This is a genomic window from Pusillimonas sp. (assembly GCF_035515275.1).
GTDB lineage: Bacteria > Pseudomonadota > Gammaproteobacteria > Burkholderiales > Burkholderiaceae_B > Pusillimonas.
On the sequence record NZ_DATJBQ010000088.1, the window covers coordinates 1 to 19,800 of the forward strand.

Genomic DNA, 19,800 nt, shown 5'->3' on the forward strand with positions numbered 1-19,800 from the left:
TCAATTCCTTCCTTCCGTCGATTTTCCTGCCTCGCGTCCACGCCGCAACCGCCACGACGATTTTTCGCGACGACTGGTCCGCGAGCATTCGCTCAGCGTCGACGATTTCATCTACCCGGTGTTCGTCACCGAAGGCAGCAACGTGCGCCAGCCGGTACCCTCGATGCCCGAAGTGCTGCGCTACTCACCCGACACCCTGTTGCACGTGGCCGAAGAGTGCGCAGAACTGGGTATTCCGGTGCTGGCCTTGTTTCCGGCCATCGAATCCAGGCTTAAAACCGCCGACGGCATCGAGGCCGCCAACCCGGACGGCCTCATTCCCCGCACCGTGGCGGCAATCAAGCAACGTTTCCCCGAGCTGGGCGTGCTAACCGACGTAGCGCTTGACCCCTACACCAGCCACGGCCAGGACGGGGTGATTGACGAGCACGGCTATGTGCTTAACGAGCCCACCACCGACATTCTGGTAAAACAGGCCCTGGTACAGGCCCAGGCGGGGGTCGATATTGTGGCGCCCAGCGACATGATGGACGGCCGTATCGGCGCGGTACGCCAGGCGCTCGAGGCTGGCGGGCACATTCACACCCGCATCATGGCTTATTCGGCCAAGTATGCCAGCGCCTTTTACGGCCCGTTTCGCGACGCGGTAGGCTCGGCCGCGAACCTGGGCAAGTCAAGCAAGGCCACCTACCAGATGGACCCGGCCAACCGCAACGAGGCACTGCGCGAAGTCGCGGCCGACATTCGCGAAGGCGCCGACATGGTCATGGTCAAGCCCGGCATGCCCTACCTTGATGTATTGCGCGACGTAAAACAGGCGTTCGGCATGCCCACCTTTGCCTATCAGGTCAGCGGCGAGTACGCCATGATCAAGGCCGCCGCCGCCAACGGATGGCTGGACCACGACAAGGTCGTGATGGAATCGCTGCTGGCGTTCAAGCGCGCCGGCGGCGACGGCATTCTTACCTACTTCGCCATTCATGCGGCCAAACTGCTGAAGGCCTAAATAATTAATCGCTCGCCTGCAGCACGCGATCAAGCACTGAGGCAAAGCGCGTGGCATTCTGAAAGCCGATCACGCGCTCTTGCATCTGCTGCCCGTCGCGATCAAAAAATATGATGCCGGGCGGGCCAAACAACTGAAAGCGCTTCAGCAGTTCGCGGTGTTCGGCGGTGTTGTCCGTAACATCGGCCTGCACCAACACGAACTTTTGCATGCGTTGCGCCACTTGCGGGTCGGTAAAGGTGAACCGTTCCATCTCTATGCACGACACGCACCAGTCGGCGTAGAAATCGAGCAATACGGGTTTGTCGGCCTGGGCCACCAATTGCTCCAGCTGGGCCAAGGACGCTACCTTGGTAAACACCGGCACGACGGCCGTGCCGGGTGTGCCTGGCGCAACATTGGTCGCCGAAGCCGACTGCGCCGGGGTCGTAAACGGCGCCAACGGCTGGAACAGATCGCGCGAGCCTCCTGCCAAGCCCACCAGCAGCAGCACCGACCACACGGCCAGCATCAGCCCCGCCACCCGCAAGACACTGCGCCACAGCGCGCCCGCGCTCGTCAAGGGCTGGGCGGGGTCGCGCCCCTGGGCGCTGAACGGGCGCAGCATGACGGCCGCGCACAAGGCCAGGAAGGCCCAGCCCGACATGCTCAGCCAGGACGGCACCACGGGTTGTACCATCCACCAGGCCGTGGCCAACAACAATAGACCGAAGAACTGCTTGACGCCTTCCATCCATGGCCCGGCGCGGGGGATCAGGGCACCCGAAGTAGCCCCAAGCACGAGCAGCAGCAGGCCCTGGCCCCAGGCCATGGCAAACAGCGCGCTGCCGCCCAGCACCACATCGCCGGTTTGAGAAATGAACAGCAATACGCCCGCCAACGGCGCGGCCACGCAAGGCCCGACGATCAACGCCGAGATCATGCCCATTAGAAAAGCACCACCCCAACTGCCACCCGGAATACGCGAGGCGCGCTGACTTAAACCGGCCTGAAACCGGGCGGGCGCCTGGAAGGTGTAGACATCGAACATGGCCAGCGCCAGCAGGGCCAGCAACACGGCAAAAACAGACAGTACCCAGGGCGTTTGCAGCCATGCCGCCAGGCCGGCGCCCACCAGCCCTGCCGCCACCCCCAGCGCGGTGTACACCAGGGACATACCCAGTACATAACTGGCGGCCAGCGCCAAGCCACGCCCGCGGCTCGGTCGGCCCGTGCGCTTTGCGTCGCCCGCCACCACGGCCAGCACAATGGGCACCATGGGCAATACACAAGGGGTAAAGGTAAGCAGCACGCCGAACAGCAAGGCAAGCCCGACCAGCTCGAACCAGCCTATGCCGGCCAAGTACTCGGCCAGGCCCGTGTCGGCCAGATCAAATACGCCGCCGGCTGCAGATGCCGCAGCCGCGCCGGCCGCGTCTTCGTCACGCGGGGGCGGCACGCTGTCGGCCACCCACTCGCCCTGCGCCATATAGCCCAGGTCTGCCGGCACCAGTTGCAGATTGAAGGTCATGGGCGGGTAGCACAGCCCCGCATCGGCGCAGCCCTGACCCGTAATGGTTAACGGCACCGGCTGTTCAGCCCCTGCCTGCAAGGGCACGCGGATGGTGACCTGTCGGTGATAGACCTCCATGTTCTCGTCGAAGGTCGGGTCGTATTTGACGGTACCCCGTGGGAAGATAGCTTCGCCCACCACCGGCGCATCGGCCGCAAAACCAAAACGGTCGCGGTACATGTAATAGTCGGGAGCGATGCGAAAATGCACCTGAAGCTCTGTGGGGTTGACCATGGCGGCCGACAACACAAAGGCTTCAGCCGGGTCCAGGTACTGGTCTTGGGCCTGCGCCTTACCCGAAAACAGGGCCAGGGCCAGTGTCAGCGACACCAGCAAGGCGGCCCACACTGCCCGGCCCCCCCCTTTAAAAGGCTTAAACCCGCAAGCCAGGAGCATGCGCGCCCATTCGTTGCTGTGCCGGCTTCCGGCGCTCAGCCTCGATAACATTTGGTATTTCCTTTTTTGCCCGGTTGCGCCCTTACGGCGCCACGGATTGTTCGCGCACCCAGTCAAGATATGGCTGGGCTCCGCCGATTACCGGCACGACCAGAATTTCAGGCACCTCGTAGGGGTGCAATTCGGTCAGGCGTGCAGTAACCGCCGGCAGCGCGGACTGTGTCGTTTTAATGACCAGGGGAATCTCTTCGGTGCCCTCAAGCTGACCCTTCCACATATACATGGACAAGACCGGCGCGCCAAGGTTCACGCAAGCGGCCAGATGCTCTTCGACCAACATGTGCGCAATGCGCTTGGCAAGTAAAAGATCGGGAGCATTACTAAGCACGACGACCACGTCTTGCGTCATGGGCCCACCCCGAAAGTTGTAAAAGCCCTATTTTACTGGTTTGTCGCCGTAACGACCCAGGGGATGCCGGCAGGCGCCACAAAGCCGCAGCAGCCGTCGGTGCTGGACTGGAGCATCGACATGCCGCAGGAAAGAATCAGGTCGGGCTGAGGATCATCTGCACGACGGCGCGGCACAGCTCGCTTTCGGGCTTGGCCAGCTCACAGAGCAGATCGAAGTGATTGCATTGCGGTACCGGCACCTGCTGCACCTGCAGCCCAGCCTGACGGCAAGCTGCTTCGTACACCCGTGTCTGGTGTTTAAAACCTTCGGTTTCAAGGCCGCCCACGGCAAGCACGATTGGCAGCCCGGCACGGGGCAAATGGTAAAGAGGGCTTACGCGAGGCGTCTGATCGGCGTGCAGTTGCAGCCACTCGTTGGGGGCGATGTCGCACAGGGGCGCAAGCTCGTACAAGCCACTTAGCCCCACCAGCCCCTTGACCACATCTTGCGGCAAATCGTAGGCATCGGTCCACCCCTTGGCAGCCGCCATACCGGCCAGGTGCGCGCCGGCCGAACTACCGCCGATAAAAATTCGGCGGGTATCCAGACCATAGGCGCCGGCATGCCGGTAAAGCCAGGCCACCGCGCTGCGCACCTGGCGCACCACTTCGGCCAGCGTGGCTTCGGGCAATAAGGTGTATTCGAGCGTGCAAACGGCGACCCCGGCCTGGGTGAACGCCTTGGCCATTATGGGCGCGTCTTCTTTGGTTTGCGAGCGCCAGTATCCGCCATGAATGAACACAAAGACCGGCGCAGGCGCGGCGACCGCCACTGTTGGAAAGATATCAAGGCGTTCGGCCCTGGATTGGCCGTATTGCAGATCGTAGATGCCCACGCAGTCGCGGTTGACCTCGCGCGCCAGGCGGGCGTACTCGGCCACGCAAGCGTCAAAGTCGGGCACCGAGCCCCGGGCATCGTACTGCTTGCCCCTTTGGGCCAGATCGGCAAAGTATAAGTCTGCCGTTTCGGCTTGAACTGCATGCACGCCCTGATTCACCCTTAAACCCCCGGCTTACATCTGACATTCGGCCGCGAACGCGTCCTTTTGATTGCTGAGCACTTTGGACATGACGGTGGGCATCAACTGGCCATCGGCGTTGCGTTCGATCTTGGTCAGATAGTAGTCTTGAATCGGATGCTGGTTCGTGTCAAAGGCAAAGTTTCCACGTACCGACTTGAAATCAGCCCTTTTCAATGCCGCGCGGAACTCGTCAGCGCGGTCGAGGTCGCCATCCACCGCCTGAAGGGCAGAGGCAATCAGGCGGGCCGTGTCGTACGCCAGCGCGCCGTAATGCGTGGGCACCCGACCGTAGGCCTTCTTGAAGTCTTCAACGAATTGCTTGCTTTCAGGCACATCAAGCAGCGGCGACCAAAGGGCCGTCGAATACACGCCTTCGGCGGCATCGCCGGTGGCCTGGATCATGCGCAAGTCCATCGAAAAAACCGGCAAGAACATGGGAATGGTTTTGTTCATCCCCGAGTTGGCGAACTGCTTGGCAAAGTTAATGCCCGCACCGCCCGGGTGAAACTGATAGATGGCGTCCGGCGCAAGCTCGCGCAAGCGCGCCAGCTCGACCGAAAAGTCGGATTGATCCAGTTTGGTGTAGATTTCGACCGCCACCTTACCCTCGTACAGGCGCTTGAACCCTTCGAGTGCATCGCGGCCGGCCTGGTAGCTGGGCGCCAGCAAGGCTACGTTCTTGAAGCCCTGCTCGGTTGCTGCACGTCCGGCGGCAGCGTGCAACGAGGTGTTTTCAAACGAGGCGACAAAGTAATTCTTGTCGCAGCGCTTGCCGGCAAACTGCGACGGGCCCGCATTGAGGCTGACGTAAAAAGCGCCTTGCTTAAGAATCGCCGGCGCGGCGGCCATCAACACGTTCGAAAAGTTGATGCCGGTGAAAAGCTGTATGCCTTCCTGCAGCATTTTTTCGGCCGACTGCTTGCCCGTGGCGGGCTTCAGGCCGTCGTCTTCCAGCACCATTTCAACGGGGACACCGCCTAACTTGCCGCCGCCCTGGTCGATGGCCAGCTTGAACGCGTCGCGCTGGTCTTCGCCGATATAGCCGGCCGGCGTGGACAAGGTGGTAATAAAGCCGATGCGTACCGGCTTTGACGTCTCGGCGGCGGAAGCCGAGGCCAGGCTGAGTGTGCCCAGGCAGGCCAATGAGGCAATTGCGATCTTCTTGAACATGTCTCCATCCCAAATTAGGTGTTGCTTGACTGGTAACCGCGACGTATGGCCTGTAGGGCGCCACCGAAGGTGGCCGCAGCGCGCTTAATGTACACAGGAAAGCGATTTTATAAAATAATATTTTCATCGAAATTCTAATTTATTTTATAAGGCATCACAAGCTGCCTTTTTGCACGGGTTACAACCGAAGGTAGCGGCCCCGTTCCACTCGCAGTCGGGCACGGCGCCCGGCCAGCCCATGCCCAATTCGGGCTGGGAACACCAAATAAAAAACCCCGCCTACGGAACATATCCGAAGACGGGGTTTTTGAACTGCGTGTTTAACTCGTTGCGCTACTGCTTGCGCGACGGCAAACCTTATTCTGCGTCGGACTCTTCTTCGACTTCTGGGCGGTCGACCAGTTCGATGAAGGCCATGGGCGCGTTGTCGCCCTGGCGAAAGCCCATTTTCAGTACGCGGGTATAGCCGCCGTTACGCTCTTTGTAGCGGGGGCCGACCACGTCGAACAACTTGGCCACGGCGTCGCGGTCGCGCAGGCGAGCAAAAGCCAGACGCTTGTTGGCGACGGTGGGCTCTTTACCAAGGGTGATAAGAGGCTCGACCACGCGGCGCAATTCTTTTGCCTTGGGCAAGGTGGTTTTGATGGCTTCGTGGGTAAGCAACGAAACAGCCATGTTGCGGAACATAGCCAAACGATGGCTGCTGGTGCGATTTAGTTTACGCAGGCCACTACGGTGACGCATGATGATTTCCTTTGAATCTTAAATTAAGCAAAGCGCTGCTTTGCGGTTAGCCGGCTCTTCTATCAGACTGGCTGCGGGCCGGATCAAGGGGCAAAACTATACACGAAAAACCATGGCCTGCGCAGCCAAATGCACAGGCCATTTACAACTTAAGGACGCTCGAGACCCAGGGGCGGCCAGTTCTCGAGCTTCATGCCCAAGGTCAGGCCGCGTGCGGCAAGAACTTCTTTGATTTCGTTAAGCGACTTGCGACCCAGGTTGGGGGTTTTAAGGAGCTCGTTTTCGGTGCGCTGGATAAGATCACCGATGTAGTAGATGTTTTCGGCCTTGAGGCAGTTGGCCGAACGCACGGTAAGCTCCAGGTCGTCGACCGGGCGCAGCAACACCGGATCAATCTGCGGCGCGCCGCGAACAGGGGCCTCGTACGAATCGCCGACGCCTTCAAGCGCGGCAAACACCGAGATCTGGTCCATAAGAATACGGGCCGACTGGCGAACCGCTTCTTCGGGCGAGATGACACCGTTGGTTTCGATATCGAGCACGAGTTTATCGAGGTCGGTACGCTGCTCTACCCTGGCGCTTTCAACCGCGTAGCTGACACGGCGCACAGGGCTGTACGATGCGTCGAGTACGATGCGGCCGATGGTGTGGGCGCGATCGTCGACCAGGGCGCGCACGTTGCCGGGCACGTAGCCACGGCCTTGCTCGACCTTGATGTGGACTTCGAGTTTACCGGCGTCAGTGAGCGTGGCAATAACGTGATCGGGGTTGATGATTTCAACGTCGTGCGGAAGCTCGATGTCGGCGGCGGTAACCACGCCGGCGCCTTCTTTGCGCAGGACCAGATTCACATCGTCGCGGTTATGCAGCTTGAACACCACGCCTTTCAGGTTAAGCAAGATGTCGACGACGTCTTCGCGCACACCTGCAATGGTGGAGTACTCGTGTACGACACCCGTTATCTGTACCTCGGTCGGCGCATAGCCGGTCATGGAGGACAGCAGGATGCGACGCAGGGCGTTACCCAGCGTATGGCCGTAGCCACGCTCGAACGGCTCCATGATGACGCGAGCATGGTTTTTGCCGACGGGCTCGACTTCGATAGAACGGGGTTTAAGAAAACCTTGAGACGACATGTGTGTTCCTTTTCAATACCCTCGGCTCGTTACACCGATAAGGCTGACGGATAAACCGGTAGTCCGGCACTAGATGACGCAGCCCATCTTTCAGGAAAAACTGAAAAATGGGCTGCGTAAAACGCTGCAATGCGGGGCGAACCGACGCTTAACGCGAGTAAAGTTCGACCACCATCGATTCGTTCACGTCGCGGGCGACGTCGGAACGATCGGGAACTTGCTTGAAGGTGCCGCTGAGCTTGCCGGCGTCGACTTCAACCCACTGAGGGAAGCCTTGGCCCGAAGCCAGATCGAGCGATTCGCGAATACGAAGCTGACCCTTGGACTTTTCACGGATGGTGATGACGTCGCCGGGTTTGACGAGCATGGAAGCGATGTCGGCGGTGCGACCATTGAGTTCGACCGAGCGGTGGTTGACCAACTGGCGCGCTTCGGCGCGGGTCGAGCCAAAGCCCATGCGGTACACCACGTTGTCCAGACGCGATTCGAGCAGCTGGATCAGGGTTTCGCCGGTGTTGCCGCGACGACGCTCGGCTTCGGTGAAGTACTTGCGAAACTGCTTTTCAAGTACGCCGTACATGCGCTTGAGTTTTTGCTTCTCGCGCAGCTGCAGACCGAAGTCGGACGTACGAGCGCCCGAAATGCGGCCGTGCTGGCCGGGCTTGGACTCGAGCTTGCACTTCGAGTCGAGCGAGCGGCGGGCGCTTTTTAGAAACAGGTCGGTACCCTCGCGACGCGAGAGCTTACATTTGGGTCCAATATAACGTGCCATGGTTTCCTCTTAGATACGACGGCGCTTGGGCGGACGGCAGCCGTTGTGCGGAATGGGCGTGATGTCCGAAATGCTGGAGATCTTGATGCCCAGCGCGTTCAGGGCGCGCACCGACGACTCGCGACCGGGGCCGGGGCCCTTGATGCGAACTTCGAGCGTCTTGACGCCGTACTCTTGTGCCAAACGACCGGCAGACTCGGCAGCAACCTGTGCGGCAAACGGCGTGGATTTACGCGAGCCCTTAAAGCCTGCGCCACCCGAAGTTGCCCATGACAAGGTATTGCCCTGGCGATCGGTAATGGTGATGATCGTGTTGTTGAAGGACGCATGAACGTGCGCGATGCCGTCCGAAACGCTCTTCTTGATTTTTTTGCGTACGCGAGATGCGCCGCTAGTGGAAGCTTTCGCCATCTTCTAGTCCTCGATTATTTCTTCAGGGAAGCCGCTGCGCGACGCGGTCCCTTGCGGGTGCGGGCGTTGGTGCGGGTGCGCTGACCACGAACAGGCAGGCCACGCTTGTGACGCATGCCGCGGTAGGTTCCCAGGTCGATCAGACGCTTGACCGAAAGTTGTACTTCGCGACGCAGATCGCCTTCGACGGTGAACACGTTGACGTGTTCGCGGATGCGCTCAAGCTCGGCGTCGGTCAGGTCTTTGACTTTCTTCGAGTACTCGATGCCGGACGCTTCGCAAATTTTGCGAGCGCGCGTACGACCGATACCAAAAATGGCGGTTAGTCCGATTTCGGCGTGCTTATGCGGCGGAATGTTGATGCCAGCGATACGGGCCATGACTGTTCCTTGTTTAAATCTGTTGCGCTGCGGCCATTAGCCTTGGCGCTGCTTGTGACGCGGGTCGGTGCAGATGACACGCACCACGCCGTGACGTTTAATAATCTTGCAGTGGCGGCAGATCCGCTTTACCGATGCCATTACCTTCATGGTTGACTCCTAGTTTCCTTAAGCCGGGTCGCTCTATTTAGAGCGGAATACAATTCTGGCGCGAGACAGATCATAGGGCGTGAGCTCCACTGTGACCTTGTCACCCGGCAGAATCCGGATGTAATGCATGCGCATCTTGCCCGAAATATGGCCCAACACCACATGACCATTTTCCAACTTGACGCGAAAAGTTGCGTTGGGGAGGTTTTCTACGACCTCTCCTTGCATTTGTATGACGTCGTCTTTCGCCATGGTGTTCTTCTTAACGCATTGGCAATCCCGCACCCTTGAAGTTCGCCTTCTTGAGGAGCGAGTCGTACTGGTGAGACATCATGTAAGCTTGCGCTTGCGCCATAAAATCCATAGCGACCACCACAATAATCAACAAAGAGGTGCCACCAAAGTAAAACGGTACATTCCAACGCATCTGCATGAACTCGGGCAACAAACACACCAAGGTGATGTAAATGGCCCCAGCCAGGGTAAGACGCATAAGTATTTTGTCGATGTAGCGAGCCGTTTGGTCGCCCGGACGAATACCCGGAACAAATGCACCACTTTTCTTCAGGTTGTCTGCGGTTTCGCGGCTATTGAACACCAGGGCCGTATAGAAAAAGCAGAAAAATATAATCAGCGCCGAGAACAACGTGACATACAGCGGCTGGTGAGGTGCCAGCGCCGCGGCCAGGTCGCCCAGCCAGCGCATGTTGGGGTTGCTGGAGAACCAGCTGGTAACCGTGGCCGGCAGCAAAATAATCGACGAAGCGAAGATGGGCGGAATGACGCCGGCCATGTTCAGCTTGAGGGGCAAGTGCGAACTTTGCCCACCGTACACCTTGTTGCCCACCTGACGCTTGGCGTAATTGACGGTAATACGCCGCTGGCCACGCTCAACGAACACCACGAAGTAAGTGACAGCCACCACCAGCACCAGAATGAACAGCGCCGACAAGATCGACATTGCATCAGTGCGAACCAGATCGAGCATGCCTGTTAAGGCACTGGGCAAGCCCGCCACGATACCGGCGAAAATAATGATGGAAATACCGTTACCAATACCACGTTCGGTAATTTGTTCGCCCAGCCACATCACAAACATGGTGCCGGTAACCAGCGAAACAATGGTCGTAAAGCGAAACACCATGCCCGGATCGATAACCAGCCCGGGTTGCGATTCGAGCGCCACCGAAATACCCACCGCCTGGATCAGGGCCAGAAACACCGTGCCGTAGCGGGTGTACTGGGTGATCTTGCGGCGGCCCGATTCGCCTTCTTTTTTGATGGCTTCGAGCGTGGGCACCACGACAGCCATAAGCTGCATGATAATGGCGGCCGAAATGTACGGCATGATACCCAGCGCGAACACCGAAAAGCGTTCGAGTGCGCCACCCGAGAACATGTTGAACAAGCCTAGGATGCCGCCCTGGTTCTGCTGGAACATATCGGCCAGCGCGTCGGGGTTGATGCCCGGCACAGGTATGTGCGTGCCAAGACGGTAGACCACCAGGGCAAGCAGCAGGAAGACGAGACGGCGCTTGAGATCGCCGTAACGGGCTCCTGTCTTGCTTTGTGCCTGAGCTTTAGCCACCCGTCACCCCTTAAACCAGCGAACCGCCGGCAGCTTCGATGGCGGCGCGAGCGCCGGCTGTCGCGGCCAACCCTTTCAGGGAGACCTTGCGGGTAAGCTCGCCCGACTTGATGACCTTGGCGTAACGTACGCTTTGGCCGACCACGCCTGCCTGCTTGAGAACCTGAACGTCGATTTCGTCGACGGGCAGGCGCTCGAGGTCGGACAAGCGGACTTCGGCGCTAAGGTGCTGGTTGCGTGCGGTGAAGCCACGCTTGGGCAGACGGCGATACAAAGGCATTTGACCGCCTTCGAAACCGACTTTATGGAAACCGCCCGAACGCGATTTTTGACCCTTGTGGCCACGGCCGGCGGTTTTACCCAAGCCCGAGCCAATGCCACGGCCAACGCGACGTTTGGCGTGCTTGGCGCCGGGAGCCGGCTGCAGTGTGTTCAATTGAGTTTCAGACATCCCGATTCCTTTCAGGCTTCCGAGACGGTAACGAGATAATCCACTTTACGGATCATTCCACGCACCTCGGGCGTATCGACCAACACGCGGCTGCTGTTCAGGCCACGCAGACCCAGGCCGCGAACGGTGTCGCGATGGGACTGCTTGGTGCCGATGACAGAGCGCACGAGCGTTACTTTGATTTGCTTCTGTGTCGTCATGACTTACCCCAGAATATCTTCAACCGACTTGCCACGCTTGGCGGCGACATCGGCGGGAGTCGAACATGCGCGCAGACCATTCAGCGTAGCGCGAACCATGTTGTATGGGTTGCTGGAGCCGAGGCTTTTGGCCACGACGTTGCGCACGCCCATAACTTCGAAGATGGCGCGCATCGGGCCACCGGCAATAACACCGGTACCTTCGGCAGCGGGCGAGATAAGTACGGTGGATGCACCGTGCTTGCCCACCACTGTGTGATGCAGCGTGCCGTTCTTGAGCGGAACCTTGTGCAGGCCACGGCGAGCTTGTTCCATTGCCTTTTGTACGGCAACGGGAACTTCGCGGGCCTTGCCCTTGCCCATGCCGATACGGCCATCGCCGTCGCCAACCACGGTCAACGCAGCAAAGCTCATGGTGCGACCACCCTTGACCACTTTGCTGACGCGATTAACCGCGATCATTTTTTCACGCATGCCGTCGTCGTTCTCTTTCTCGGCGTGCTTACCTTGTGCTTTAGCCATTTGTAATCCTTGCTTAGAACTTCAGGCCGGCTTCACGCGCGGCATCGGCCAACGCCTTGACGCGGCCATGATAACGGAAGCCCGAGCGGTCGAAAGCGACTTGCTCGATACCGGCAGCCTTGGCTTTTTCGGCCACGCGCTTGCCCACCAAGCCCGCAGCGGTGACATTGCTGCCGTTGGTGTTCTGGCCGGCCAGCTCTTTGCGTACCTCGGGCTCGAGCGTCGAAGCGCTGACGAGCACGCGGTCGCCTTCTGGCGAGATGATGTTTGCATAGATGTGCAGGTTCGAGCGGAATACCGACAGGCGATGTACGCGCAGTTCGGTGATTTTCCGGCGGGTCGATACCGCACGACGCAAACGGGAGAGTTTCTTGTCCATGATTCGTCCTTGCCTGCGCGCTTATTTCTTCTTGGTTTCTTTCATGATGACACGCTCGTCGGCGTAGCGCACGCCCTTGCCCTTGTAAGGCTCGGGACGGCGATAGGCGCGGATTTCAGCCGCGACCTGGCCAACTGCCTGCTTGTCTGCGCCCTTGACCAAGATTTCGGTCGGGGTGGGGCACTCGATTTTGATGCCCTCGGGCATTTCGTGCAGGATGTCATGCGAGAAACCCAGTTGCAGTTTCAGCGCGCTGCCCTGTACTTGGGCGCGGAAACCCACGCCGACCAGAGTCAGTTTACGCTCGAAGCCCTTGCTAACACCGGTAACCATGTTGTTGACCAGAGCGCGCAAGGTGCCCGACATGGCGTGAGCCTGGCGGGAATCGTTGGCGACGGCAAACGACAGCTGGTCGTTCTCGAGCTTGATGTCGACTTCGCCGGTAAGCGGCTGAGTCAGTGTGCCCAGAGGACCTTTAACGGTGATTTGATCGGCTTCGATCTTGGTTTCCACCCCTTTGGGGAGGTCGACCGGGTATTTTGCTATACGTGACATATGATTCTCCTTATGCAACGTAGCACAACACTTCGCCGCCCACGCCGGTAGCGCGTGCTTTGCGATCGGTCATCACGCCGCGAGGCGTGGAAACAATGGCCACGCCCAGGCCGTTCATGACCTGAGGAATAGCCGAACGGCCTTTGTAGATACGCAGACCCGGGCGCGACACGCGTTCGATGCGCTCGATGACCGGACGGCCGGCGTAGTACTTGAGGGTGATCTCGAGAACCGGCTTGGCCTGTTCGCCGACCACCTTGAAACTATCGATGTAGCCTTCGTCCTGAAGCACGGTGGCAATAGCCACCTTCAGCTTGGAGGAGGGCATGCTGACCGACGTTTTGTTGACTTGCTGCGCGTTACGCACGCGGGTCAACATGTCGGCGATGGGATCGCTCATGCTCATGTGTATTTCTCCTACCAGCTAGCTTTGGTCATGCCCGGTACTTCGCCACGCAGCGCCATTTCGCGCAGCTTGTGACGAGTAAGACCGAACTTGCTGTAAACGCCGCGCGGACGACCGGTGACCGCACAACGATTGCGCTGGCGGGTCGGGCTGGCGTTGCGAGGCAGTTGCTGCAGCTGCAGGCGTGCCTGGTAACGCTCTTCGTCGGACTTGGACTGATCGTTGATAATTGCTTTCAATGCGGCGCGTTTGCCGGCGAACTTCTGAACCAGCTTGGCGCGCTTGATATCGCGATTGATGAGGGAAAGTTTTGCCACGTCATCGCCCCTTAATTGCGGAACGGGAAGCTGAAGGCGGTAAGTAGCGCCTTGGCTTCTTCGTCGTTCTTGGCGGTGGTGGTGATGCTGATGTTCAGACCACGAACCGCGTCGATTTTGTCGTATTCGATTTCAGGGAAAATGATTTGCTCTTTAACCCCGATGTTGTAGTTGCCACGTCCATCGAACGCACGGCCCGACACACCACGGAAGTCGCGAACGCGCGGCAGCGCGACAGCGATGAGGCGATCGAGGAACTCGTACATGCGGCGGCCACGCAAGGTGACCATGCAGCCGATGGGATAGTCTTCGCGGATCTTAAAACCAGCGATGGACTTGCGCGTTTTGGTAACCACGGGCTTTTGACCGGCGATTTTGGTCATGTCGGACACAGCGTGTTCGATAACCTTTTTATCGGCCACAGCTTCGGACACACCCATGTTGAGGGTGATCTTGCTGATGCGCGGCACTTCCATGACGCTTTTGTAGCCGAACTTGGACTGAAGGTCGGCCATTACCTTGTTACGGTAGAACTCTTGTAAACGAGCCATGTTGTTCGCCCCTTATGCCTTAGCGCCAACGACTGCGCCGCTGGAACGAAATACACGAACTTTGCGACCGTCGACTTCTTTAATGCCAACACGATCGGCCTTGCCGGTTTCGGGATTAAAGAGCGCCACATTCGAAATGTGAATAGGCATGGTTTTATCGATGATGCCGCCTTGCGTACCCGCCATGGGGTTTGCCTTGACATGCTTCTTGACGACATTGATGCCTTCAACCAGCACGTGGTCGGCGTCGATGCGCTGCAGCACGGTGCCGCGGCGGGTTTTGTCGCGACCGGTCAGCACGATGACCTCGTCGCCTTTACGGATTTTTTCCATGGTGGCTCCTTACAGCACTTCTGGAGCCAGGGACACGATCTTCATGAACTTTTCCGTACGCAGTTCGCGTGTGACGGGTCCGAAGATGCGGGTGCCGATGGGTTCCAGTTTAGCGTTGAGCAAAACGGCGGCATTGCCACCAAACTTAATCAACGAGCCGTCTTTACGGCGCACGCCCTTAGCGGTACGAACCACTACTGCGTTGTAAATTTCGCCTTTCTTGACGCGTCCGCGCGGAGCGGCGTCTTTGACGCTAACTTTGATCACGTCGCCGATCGCGGCATAACGGCGCTTTGAGCCGCCCAGCACTTTAATGCACATTACAGAACGCGCACCAGTGTTGTCGGCCACGTCTAGCGTGGTCTGCATTTGTATCATGATTTTTCCTGTTCCAACTTAGCCGCCCCGCATAGCCATGTAAGCTTAGCTAAAGCAGCCAGTTTTGGTCCCGTCAGACTCGGCCAAAGCGCTTAGTAGCTTGCGATTCGGACCGAACCCTGGGTTGAAATCTGCCTGAGGTTAAAACTGCTTAAAACCTGCCTTACCTTAAGCACCCCGCCCCAATTGCTGCCCGATATTTAAAGCCTATGCCTTGTTGGCGTATGCTTGTTCGGCGGCCACTGCTGGCGGGTTACCAAAGTAAGTTTTCTATATTAGCGCAGGTAAAGTATGAAAGCAAGTACCTTTTGCAATTATTTTAAAGGTCAACGCATCGCCACGCTGACGTCGTGTGCACGCAACACGACTGCATCCGCATCGCTGCCCGGCACGTCAGAAAACAACGACAAATTCAAACGTCGGGCTGTGGTGGCAATGGCACGCAGCAATTCGGTGCCACCGACGCTGTCGGCCAGGCCATCTATGAGCGACCCGGTCAGCCGAACGTAATCGACGCTGGCCGCATGCAACTGTGCCAGGGCGGCCGGCTCGGCGTCCAGGCGCCGCAAGCCCACATGCAGCGACGCTGCCTTGGCTGCCTGACAAAACAGGGCTACTTCTTCAGGGCATGCCACCAGGCCATGTGCGTCCAGCTCGAACGCCAGGTAACGCGCAAGCTCGGGCTGCGCTTCCAATGTTTCCAGCCGCACTCGCAGTTCGGGCCAGAATCTGGACTGGGTCAGCGAAGCCAGCGACACCCGAATGGCCAGTTCGCGGCGATTGGTTTTGATCCATTCAATGGCCAGGTCAAGCGTACGCATGTCGCACTCGGTAGACAGGTTCAGGCGGGTTGCCACCGGCATGAACAGCGATCCGGGCAACCATTCGTTGCCGTCGCGCACCTGCAGGCTGGCATCGCTGCGCTCGATCGACAGCGCACCGTCGTAACGAACCCGGTTAACCTGCAAACGGAAGCCATCGTCGTCAAGCGCCGTGCGCAGCAAGGTACGCCATTCACTTTCGCTGGCCCCTATGCGCGAGCTGTTGCTGTTTTCACTGGGGAGGTATTCAACGTCGGCCCGGCCCGCGCTTTCAGCCCGCATCAGGCCATGGTCGAGCAGGCTCATGACCGAACCGGCGTCGCGCCCGGGTGCGTAATCGGTCAGCGAGAACGCCCAGCGGGAATATCCGCCGTTGGGCAGCCCCAGGCTCAAGTCGCGTAACTGGCCGCTGATGCCGCGGGCAAACCGGGTGGCCTGCGGGCCGTTCAGGCCCGGAATCAAAATGGCAAAATCCGAGCCGTTGAGGCGCGCCACCTGGGCGTCCATGTGTTGGGCGGCGGCGATTTCCTGCATCTCATTTGCAGCCTCGCGCAGCCAGGCGTCGACCTCATGGCGGTCGTGGGCGGTATTGACCGCTGCCAGGTCGCGCATACGCACCAGCATTACATGACCGGGCACCCCATTTTCGTCTTGCAGCACTCGACGCAACTCGTTGATGAAATACCGCCGGTTGGCCAGGCCGGTGACTTCATCCTGGTGGAGCTCGACGTTTAACTGTTCAATTTTGGCGTCCATTTCGTGCACATTGGCGCGAACGCGCTCGCGCACGTGGCTGATTTCACTGACCAGCTCGTTCAGCTCGCGCACGGCCGCGTGGGTAGAAGGGGGCAGGTCTTCGCCCTGGCCTATGGCGCGCACCTGGCTGGCCACTTGCTCGTCGAGCGCCCGGCGCAGCCAGCGCATCAGCAACATCACCACAAAAGCCCACAATAGCCCTGCAATCAGCACCAAGGTGAGTTGCCGCAGCGCGTTTTGCCACAAAGAGACGTAGGCATAGCCGTTGTCTCCCACTATGGTCAATTGACCGGCCTGTTTCCAGCCGTCGGTCACCTCTTTGGTGGACACCGGGGTTTCCAATGGCAGTAGTGAACGGAACCACGCGGGCCCTGCCTGGGCGGTAGTGGACGCGGCCCGGGTACGGTCGAACACCACCTTGCCGTCGGGCTGCGCAAAACTTATGGCTTGAAAACGACCCGTGTCGTACAGCGCCATCATTAGCAGCTCACGAATAACAGGATCTTGATTGGCCGGCTGCGAAAGCGTAATGGCCAGCGACACCGCTGCGTTCTCGCTTTCTGACTGTACCTGTGCGTTCAGATAGTTTCGGGCCGATCCAATACTGAAGGCCAGCGTACCCACCACTATGATCACTATGGCTACCGTAACACTAAGCAAAAGCTGTTTAAGCAAAGACATAATCCACTCTTATCGTCGTTGATACGTTGTACAAACCCCGCCCACTACGGGTCAATACCCTCGTTTCGCATTTTGCCCAGCAGGTCTTGCCACCGGCTGATGCTTTCCACCGAGCGTGCCTGGCCCGCCACGTAAATGCCCTGGGCGTTAAAACTGAAAACCGGAGTAAGGTCGGGCCGCCGGGCGGCGGTGACCATGGTAGAGGTCAGGCTGTCGAGAATAAGCGGATCGGACGACGGCGTTTCGTAATAGCCGAGCACCATGTGCGCAATGGTTTGCCCGCCGACCCGAGCCCGTACATATATAAGGCGCAGTTTTTCCGCCGGCACACCTATGTGCAGCAGCGAAAAATACTTGCCGATCACATAGTCTTCGCAATCACCCGCCCGCTTGCCCAGCGTTTCAAGCGGCGTAGCCCAGTAATCGGCCTGACCCCAAAGGTCAATGTCTTCCACCCCACGAACGTTCGAGTTCCAGAACCGGTTGACCGCCTGCAACTGGACAGAAACCGGCTGCGACCGCGCCTGTTGCATCGATGCCAGCCAGGCCGACACCGTGTCGGCGCCCCGCTGGCCGTAGCGCTTTTGGGCAGACTGAAGCAGGCGTTCGGTGTTGAATTGGACCGCCGTTGCCGGCACTAGCGTGGTCAGCGCCACCAACGCAGCCGCCGCCCACCAGAACAGCTTTGGGAAATGACCGCGAAGGTAATGCGCTACGTTCATACGCCTTGGACCCGACCCCCTTGAAATCGAGCGGGTTCCAAAGCCACTAGATTCGGCGTGTCTGGGCGTCGCGACTCGGGCGGCGACGCGCCAAAGCCTTTACTTTTTCGCCTTGCGTGCATCGCGTGCCTTTTTTTCGTCTTCAAGGGCTCGCAGATAACCCTGGTAGGTTTCACCGTGCGTGAGCCGGCGAGCCTCTTCGCCGACCTTGCACGCCCATTGCTGACCTGCGATCAATAAAGCCGACTGGGTGACCAGATCTACATAAGACGAGCGCAAAACAAAAGCAATACTGGTTTCATAGTCTCCCCCGTCGCGCTCAAGCTTGGTGGCCACTTGCCAATTGGATACTGCGTTAAGCAAAATCGAATTGAGGTGGTCGAAGTGCTTTCGGTAGAAGGGGTTGCGGGGCAGGCGCACCAGAATCTGAAAAAACGCCTTGTTTATTTCGTCGTCGCTTAGGTCTTGATCGCGATCGATGAGGTCGTCCCAGAAATGGGCGGCGGCGCAGACCAGTTCTATGTAGTCGACGGCGCCCTTGTCATTTTTGAGCCACCGAAGCAGCTGCTCGCGGTCGATATATTTGTTCATGCAGCAACGATAAAGCAAATAAAGACATAAAGTAACCAATCATTATGCCTTACAGGCTGTGCCCGGCACAGCCTGTAAAACGGGAACCGGCTGTCAAGCGCCGGCCCCCCCGACTAAGGCTTAGGCGCCGTCGACCGTCAAACGACCGGCATCGATCAGTTGCTGAACGATCTCGGTGTTGTACTCGACCCCTGCCAGATGAATGGTCTGGTCGGCAGCACTGACGTCATTACCGGCCAACTCGCCTTTGGTACTGACGTGAATGACCGTGTCGCCATGCTCGTCCCTGCTCGCCTGCAGGAACGCATCCAGGCTGCCCGCGCCGCGCTCTTGCAACAACGAAGAGAGGTCAAGCGTATCGCCTTCGGCGGCATTGAAGTCCATGACCCTATCCACGGCAGGCGCACCGGCACGTCCTTCGTCGCCGGCGTCCCACCTGAAGGTGTCGGCACCCGAGCCGCCGTACAAGATGTCGTCGCCTTGCCCACCCACCAGCAGGTCGTTACCGCCCTGGCCAAACAACAGGTCATTTCCGGTGCCCCCATACAATTCATCACTGCCGTCGGAGTCGTTCGACTTATTGAACTCGGACGAATGGGTGGAAATGTACTGGTGGAGATCCTGGTTGCTGAGTTCAGTTGCGTCACTACCGGTTCTGTCGGCCACGTATTCTTTCAAGGCGTTGTAGCCATTGCCGTCAATACGCGCAAACGACAAAGTATCGCCAAACAAAATGTCGTTGCCTTCGCCGCCAAATACCTCGTCGTTGCCGTTGGGCAGCATGTCATCGCTGCCCAGAATGGCCTCTGCCAGCCCTGTCGGGTCGATATTGGTCTGTACCGTGCCGTCACTATCGTAGTTTTCCAGGTCCTGGATACTTAAGCTTCCACCCAGACCAATAGCTTCGACTGTGGACAATGCCTCGAGCAGCGCGAAGGCAGCCAAGGAATTGGTGGTCGTGTCGCTGCTTGTCGAATCCCCATTGCCGGCGCGGCTCGAGAATTCGTAACCACCTGCGCCATCGGCCAAAATCTGGCCTGCCTCATCCGATTTCCAGCCCGAGTTGCATAGGCCCGACTCGTAGTGCCACGAATAAACCACGCCCGTCGCGTCAACGATGGTTCGTCCATCGTAGGTAACAGTATCGCCCGGGTTGTAGCCATCAAGATTCAGCAAGCTCTCGAGCGAGGTCTGCTTGCCCGAATTGCGCGCCACATGGACAACGGGGTTGCTGCCTTCATTTTCCTGATGGAAAGTGGGCTTGCCGTCGGTAATGAAGTAAGTAAGGTTGGTACCCTTGTTGGCGGCCACCACCCCAGACTCGAACCAGTTCGCAGCGTCTTTAAACGCCGCTTCGTAG

The 19,800-nt window shown here is 58.8% G+C and carries 27 protein-coding genes; 1 reads left to right on the forward strand and 26 read right to left on the reverse strand.

What is annotated here, in order from left to right:
• Positions 1 to 1,006 (forward strand): porphobilinogen synthase (hemB, locus tag VL003_RS06510; protein ID WP_325440773.1); only part of this gene is annotated, 1,006 nt, incomplete at its 5' end.
• A gap of 4 nt (positions 1,007 to 1,010) precedes the next feature.
• Here the strand turns inward: hemB and dsbD are convergent.
• The 26 genes from dsbD to VL003_RS06640 all read right to left on the reverse strand — a co-directional run.
• On the reverse strand, positions 1,011 to 3,005 hold the full coding sequence (gene dsbD / locus VL003_RS06515) for a protein-disulfide reductase DsbD (protein WP_325440775.1): 1,995 nt from the start codon (positions 3,003 to 3,005) through the stop codon (positions 1,011 to 1,013).
• Positions 3,006 to 3,036: 31 nt separating this feature from the next.
• Positions 3,037 to 3,363 carry a divalent-cation tolerance protein CutA gene (cutA, locus tag VL003_RS06520; RefSeq protein ID WP_325440777.1) on the reverse strand — a complete coding sequence of 109 codons (327 nt, stop codon included), beginning with the start codon at positions 3,361 to 3,363 and terminating at the stop codon, positions 3,037 to 3,039.
• A gap of 136 nt (positions 3,364 to 3,499) precedes the next feature.
• Complete coding sequence (locus tag VL003_RS06525) at positions 3,500 to 4,390, reverse strand: alpha/beta hydrolase (RefSeq protein ID WP_325440779.1); 891 nt, start codon at positions 4,388 to 4,390, stop codon at positions 3,500 to 3,502.
• Positions 4,391 to 4,417: 27 nt separating this feature from the next.
• Positions 4,418 to 5,596: an ABC transporter substrate-binding protein gene (locus tag VL003_RS06530; RefSeq protein ID WP_325440780.1), complete on the reverse strand. Its 1,179-nt coding sequence runs from the start codon at positions 5,594 to 5,596 to the stop codon at positions 4,418 to 4,420.
• 357 nt (positions 5,597 to 5,953) lie between these two features.
• Positions 5,954 to 6,340: a 50S ribosomal protein L17 gene (gene rplQ, locus VL003_RS06535; protein ID WP_325440781.1), complete on the reverse strand. Its 387-nt coding sequence runs from the start codon at positions 6,338 to 6,340 to the stop codon at positions 5,954 to 5,956.
• Between the two features lie 149 nt (positions 6,341 to 6,489).
• A complete protein-coding gene (locus VL003_RS06540) occupies positions 6,490 to 7,476 on the reverse strand; it encodes a DNA-directed RNA polymerase subunit alpha (protein ID WP_325440782.1) in 987 nt (328 codons plus the stop codon).
• Between the two features lie 148 nt (positions 7,477 to 7,624).
• Positions 7,625 to 8,248 carry a 30S ribosomal protein S4 gene (rpsD, locus tag VL003_RS06545; protein WP_325440783.1) on the reverse strand — a complete coding sequence of 208 codons (624 nt, stop codon included), beginning with the start codon at positions 8,246 to 8,248 and terminating at the stop codon, positions 7,625 to 7,627.
• A gap of 9 nt (positions 8,249 to 8,257) precedes the next feature.
• Positions 8,258 to 8,659, reverse strand: coding sequence for a 30S ribosomal protein S11 (gene rpsK, locus VL003_RS06550; protein ID WP_325440784.1), 402 nt, complete (start codon positions 8,657 to 8,659; stop codon positions 8,258 to 8,260).
• A 14-nt stretch (positions 8,660 to 8,673) separates the two neighbouring features.
• Positions 8,674 to 9,039, reverse strand: coding sequence for a 30S ribosomal protein S13 (gene rpsM / locus VL003_RS06555; protein ID WP_325440786.1), 366 nt, complete (start codon positions 9,037 to 9,039; stop codon positions 8,674 to 8,676).
• 36 nt (positions 9,040 to 9,075) lie between these two features.
• On the reverse strand, positions 9,076 to 9,189 hold the full coding sequence (gene rpmJ / locus VL003_RS06560) for a 50S ribosomal protein L36 (RefSeq protein ID WP_026349781.1): 114 nt from the start codon (positions 9,187 to 9,189) through the stop codon (positions 9,076 to 9,078).
• A gap of 33 nt (positions 9,190 to 9,222) precedes the next feature.
• Positions 9,223 to 9,441, reverse strand: a complete 219-nt coding sequence (infA, locus tag VL003_RS06565; protein WP_014752489.1) for a translation initiation factor IF-1 — start codon at positions 9,439 to 9,441, stop codon at positions 9,223 to 9,225.
• 10 nt (positions 9,442 to 9,451) lie between these two features.
• Entirely contained in the window at positions 9,452 to 10,777 is a 1,326-nt protein-coding gene (gene secY / locus VL003_RS06570) for a preprotein translocase subunit SecY (protein ID WP_325440793.1), read from the reverse strand.
• 10 nt (positions 10,778 to 10,787) lie between these two features.
• Positions 10,788 to 11,228 carry a 50S ribosomal protein L15 gene (gene rplO / locus VL003_RS06575; protein WP_325440795.1) on the reverse strand — a complete coding sequence of 147 codons (441 nt, stop codon included), beginning with the start codon at positions 11,226 to 11,228 and terminating at the stop codon, positions 10,788 to 10,790.
• A gap of 11 nt (positions 11,229 to 11,239) precedes the next feature.
• The gene (gene rpmD, locus VL003_RS06580; protein WP_017524017.1) at positions 11,240 to 11,428 is read right to left on the reverse strand and encodes a 50S ribosomal protein L30; all 189 of its coding nucleotides are present in this window, start codon (positions 11,426 to 11,428) and stop codon (positions 11,240 to 11,242) included.
• Positions 11,429 to 11,431: 3 nt separating this feature from the next.
• The gene (gene rpsE / locus VL003_RS06585) at positions 11,432 to 11,950 is read right to left on the reverse strand and encodes a 30S ribosomal protein S5 (protein ID WP_325440798.1); all 519 of its coding nucleotides are present in this window, start codon (positions 11,948 to 11,950) and stop codon (positions 11,432 to 11,434) included.
• 13 nt (positions 11,951 to 11,963) lie between these two features.
• Positions 11,964 to 12,329, reverse strand: coding sequence for a 50S ribosomal protein L18 (rplR, locus tag VL003_RS06590; RefSeq protein ID WP_325440800.1), 366 nt, complete (start codon positions 12,327 to 12,329; stop codon positions 11,964 to 11,966).
• A 21-nt stretch (positions 12,330 to 12,350) separates the two neighbouring features.
• Positions 12,351 to 12,884, reverse strand: a complete 534-nt coding sequence (rplF, locus tag VL003_RS06595; protein WP_325440802.1) for a 50S ribosomal protein L6 — start codon at positions 12,882 to 12,884, stop codon at positions 12,351 to 12,353.
• Positions 12,885 to 12,894: 10 nt separating this feature from the next.
• Positions 12,895 to 13,290, reverse strand: coding sequence for a 30S ribosomal protein S8 (rpsH, locus tag VL003_RS06600; protein ID WP_325440804.1), 396 nt, complete (start codon positions 13,288 to 13,290; stop codon positions 12,895 to 12,897).
• A gap of 11 nt (positions 13,291 to 13,301) precedes the next feature.
• Positions 13,302 to 13,607: a 30S ribosomal protein S14 gene (gene rpsN / locus VL003_RS06605; RefSeq protein WP_325440806.1), complete on the reverse strand. Its 306-nt coding sequence runs from the start codon at positions 13,605 to 13,607 to the stop codon at positions 13,302 to 13,304.
• Between the two features lie 11 nt (positions 13,608 to 13,618).
• Positions 13,619 to 14,158: a 50S ribosomal protein L5 gene (rplE, locus tag VL003_RS06610; protein WP_325440807.1), complete on the reverse strand. Its 540-nt coding sequence runs from the start codon at positions 14,156 to 14,158 to the stop codon at positions 13,619 to 13,621.
• Positions 14,159 to 14,170: 12 nt separating this feature from the next.
• On the reverse strand, positions 14,171 to 14,491 hold the full coding sequence (gene rplX / locus VL003_RS06615) for a 50S ribosomal protein L24 (protein WP_325440809.1): 321 nt from the start codon (positions 14,489 to 14,491) through the stop codon (positions 14,171 to 14,173).
• Positions 14,492 to 14,500: 9 nt separating this feature from the next.
• A complete protein-coding gene (rplN, locus tag VL003_RS06620; protein WP_017524009.1) occupies positions 14,501 to 14,869 on the reverse strand; it encodes a 50S ribosomal protein L14 in 369 nt (122 codons plus the stop codon).
• A 326-nt stretch (positions 14,870 to 15,195) separates the two neighbouring features.
• The gene (locus tag VL003_RS06625) at positions 15,196 to 17,127 is read right to left on the reverse strand and encodes a bifunctional diguanylate cyclase/phosphodiesterase (protein WP_325440811.1); all 1,932 of its coding nucleotides are present in this window, start codon (positions 17,125 to 17,127) and stop codon (positions 15,196 to 15,198) included.
• Between the two features lie 44 nt (positions 17,128 to 17,171).
• Entirely contained in the window at positions 17,172 to 17,849 is a 678-nt protein-coding gene (locus VL003_RS06630) for a transglutaminase-like cysteine peptidase (RefSeq protein WP_325440813.1), read from the reverse strand.
• A 99-nt stretch (positions 17,850 to 17,948) separates the two neighbouring features.
• On the reverse strand, positions 17,949 to 18,440 hold the full coding sequence (locus tag VL003_RS06635; protein ID WP_325440815.1) for a hypothetical protein: 492 nt from the start codon (positions 18,438 to 18,440) through the stop codon (positions 17,949 to 17,951).
• Positions 18,441 to 18,560: 120 nt separating this feature from the next.
• Positions 18,561 to 19,800: calcium-binding protein (locus tag VL003_RS06640; protein WP_325440817.1), on the reverse strand; the 1,240-nt coding region annotated here is incomplete at its 5' end.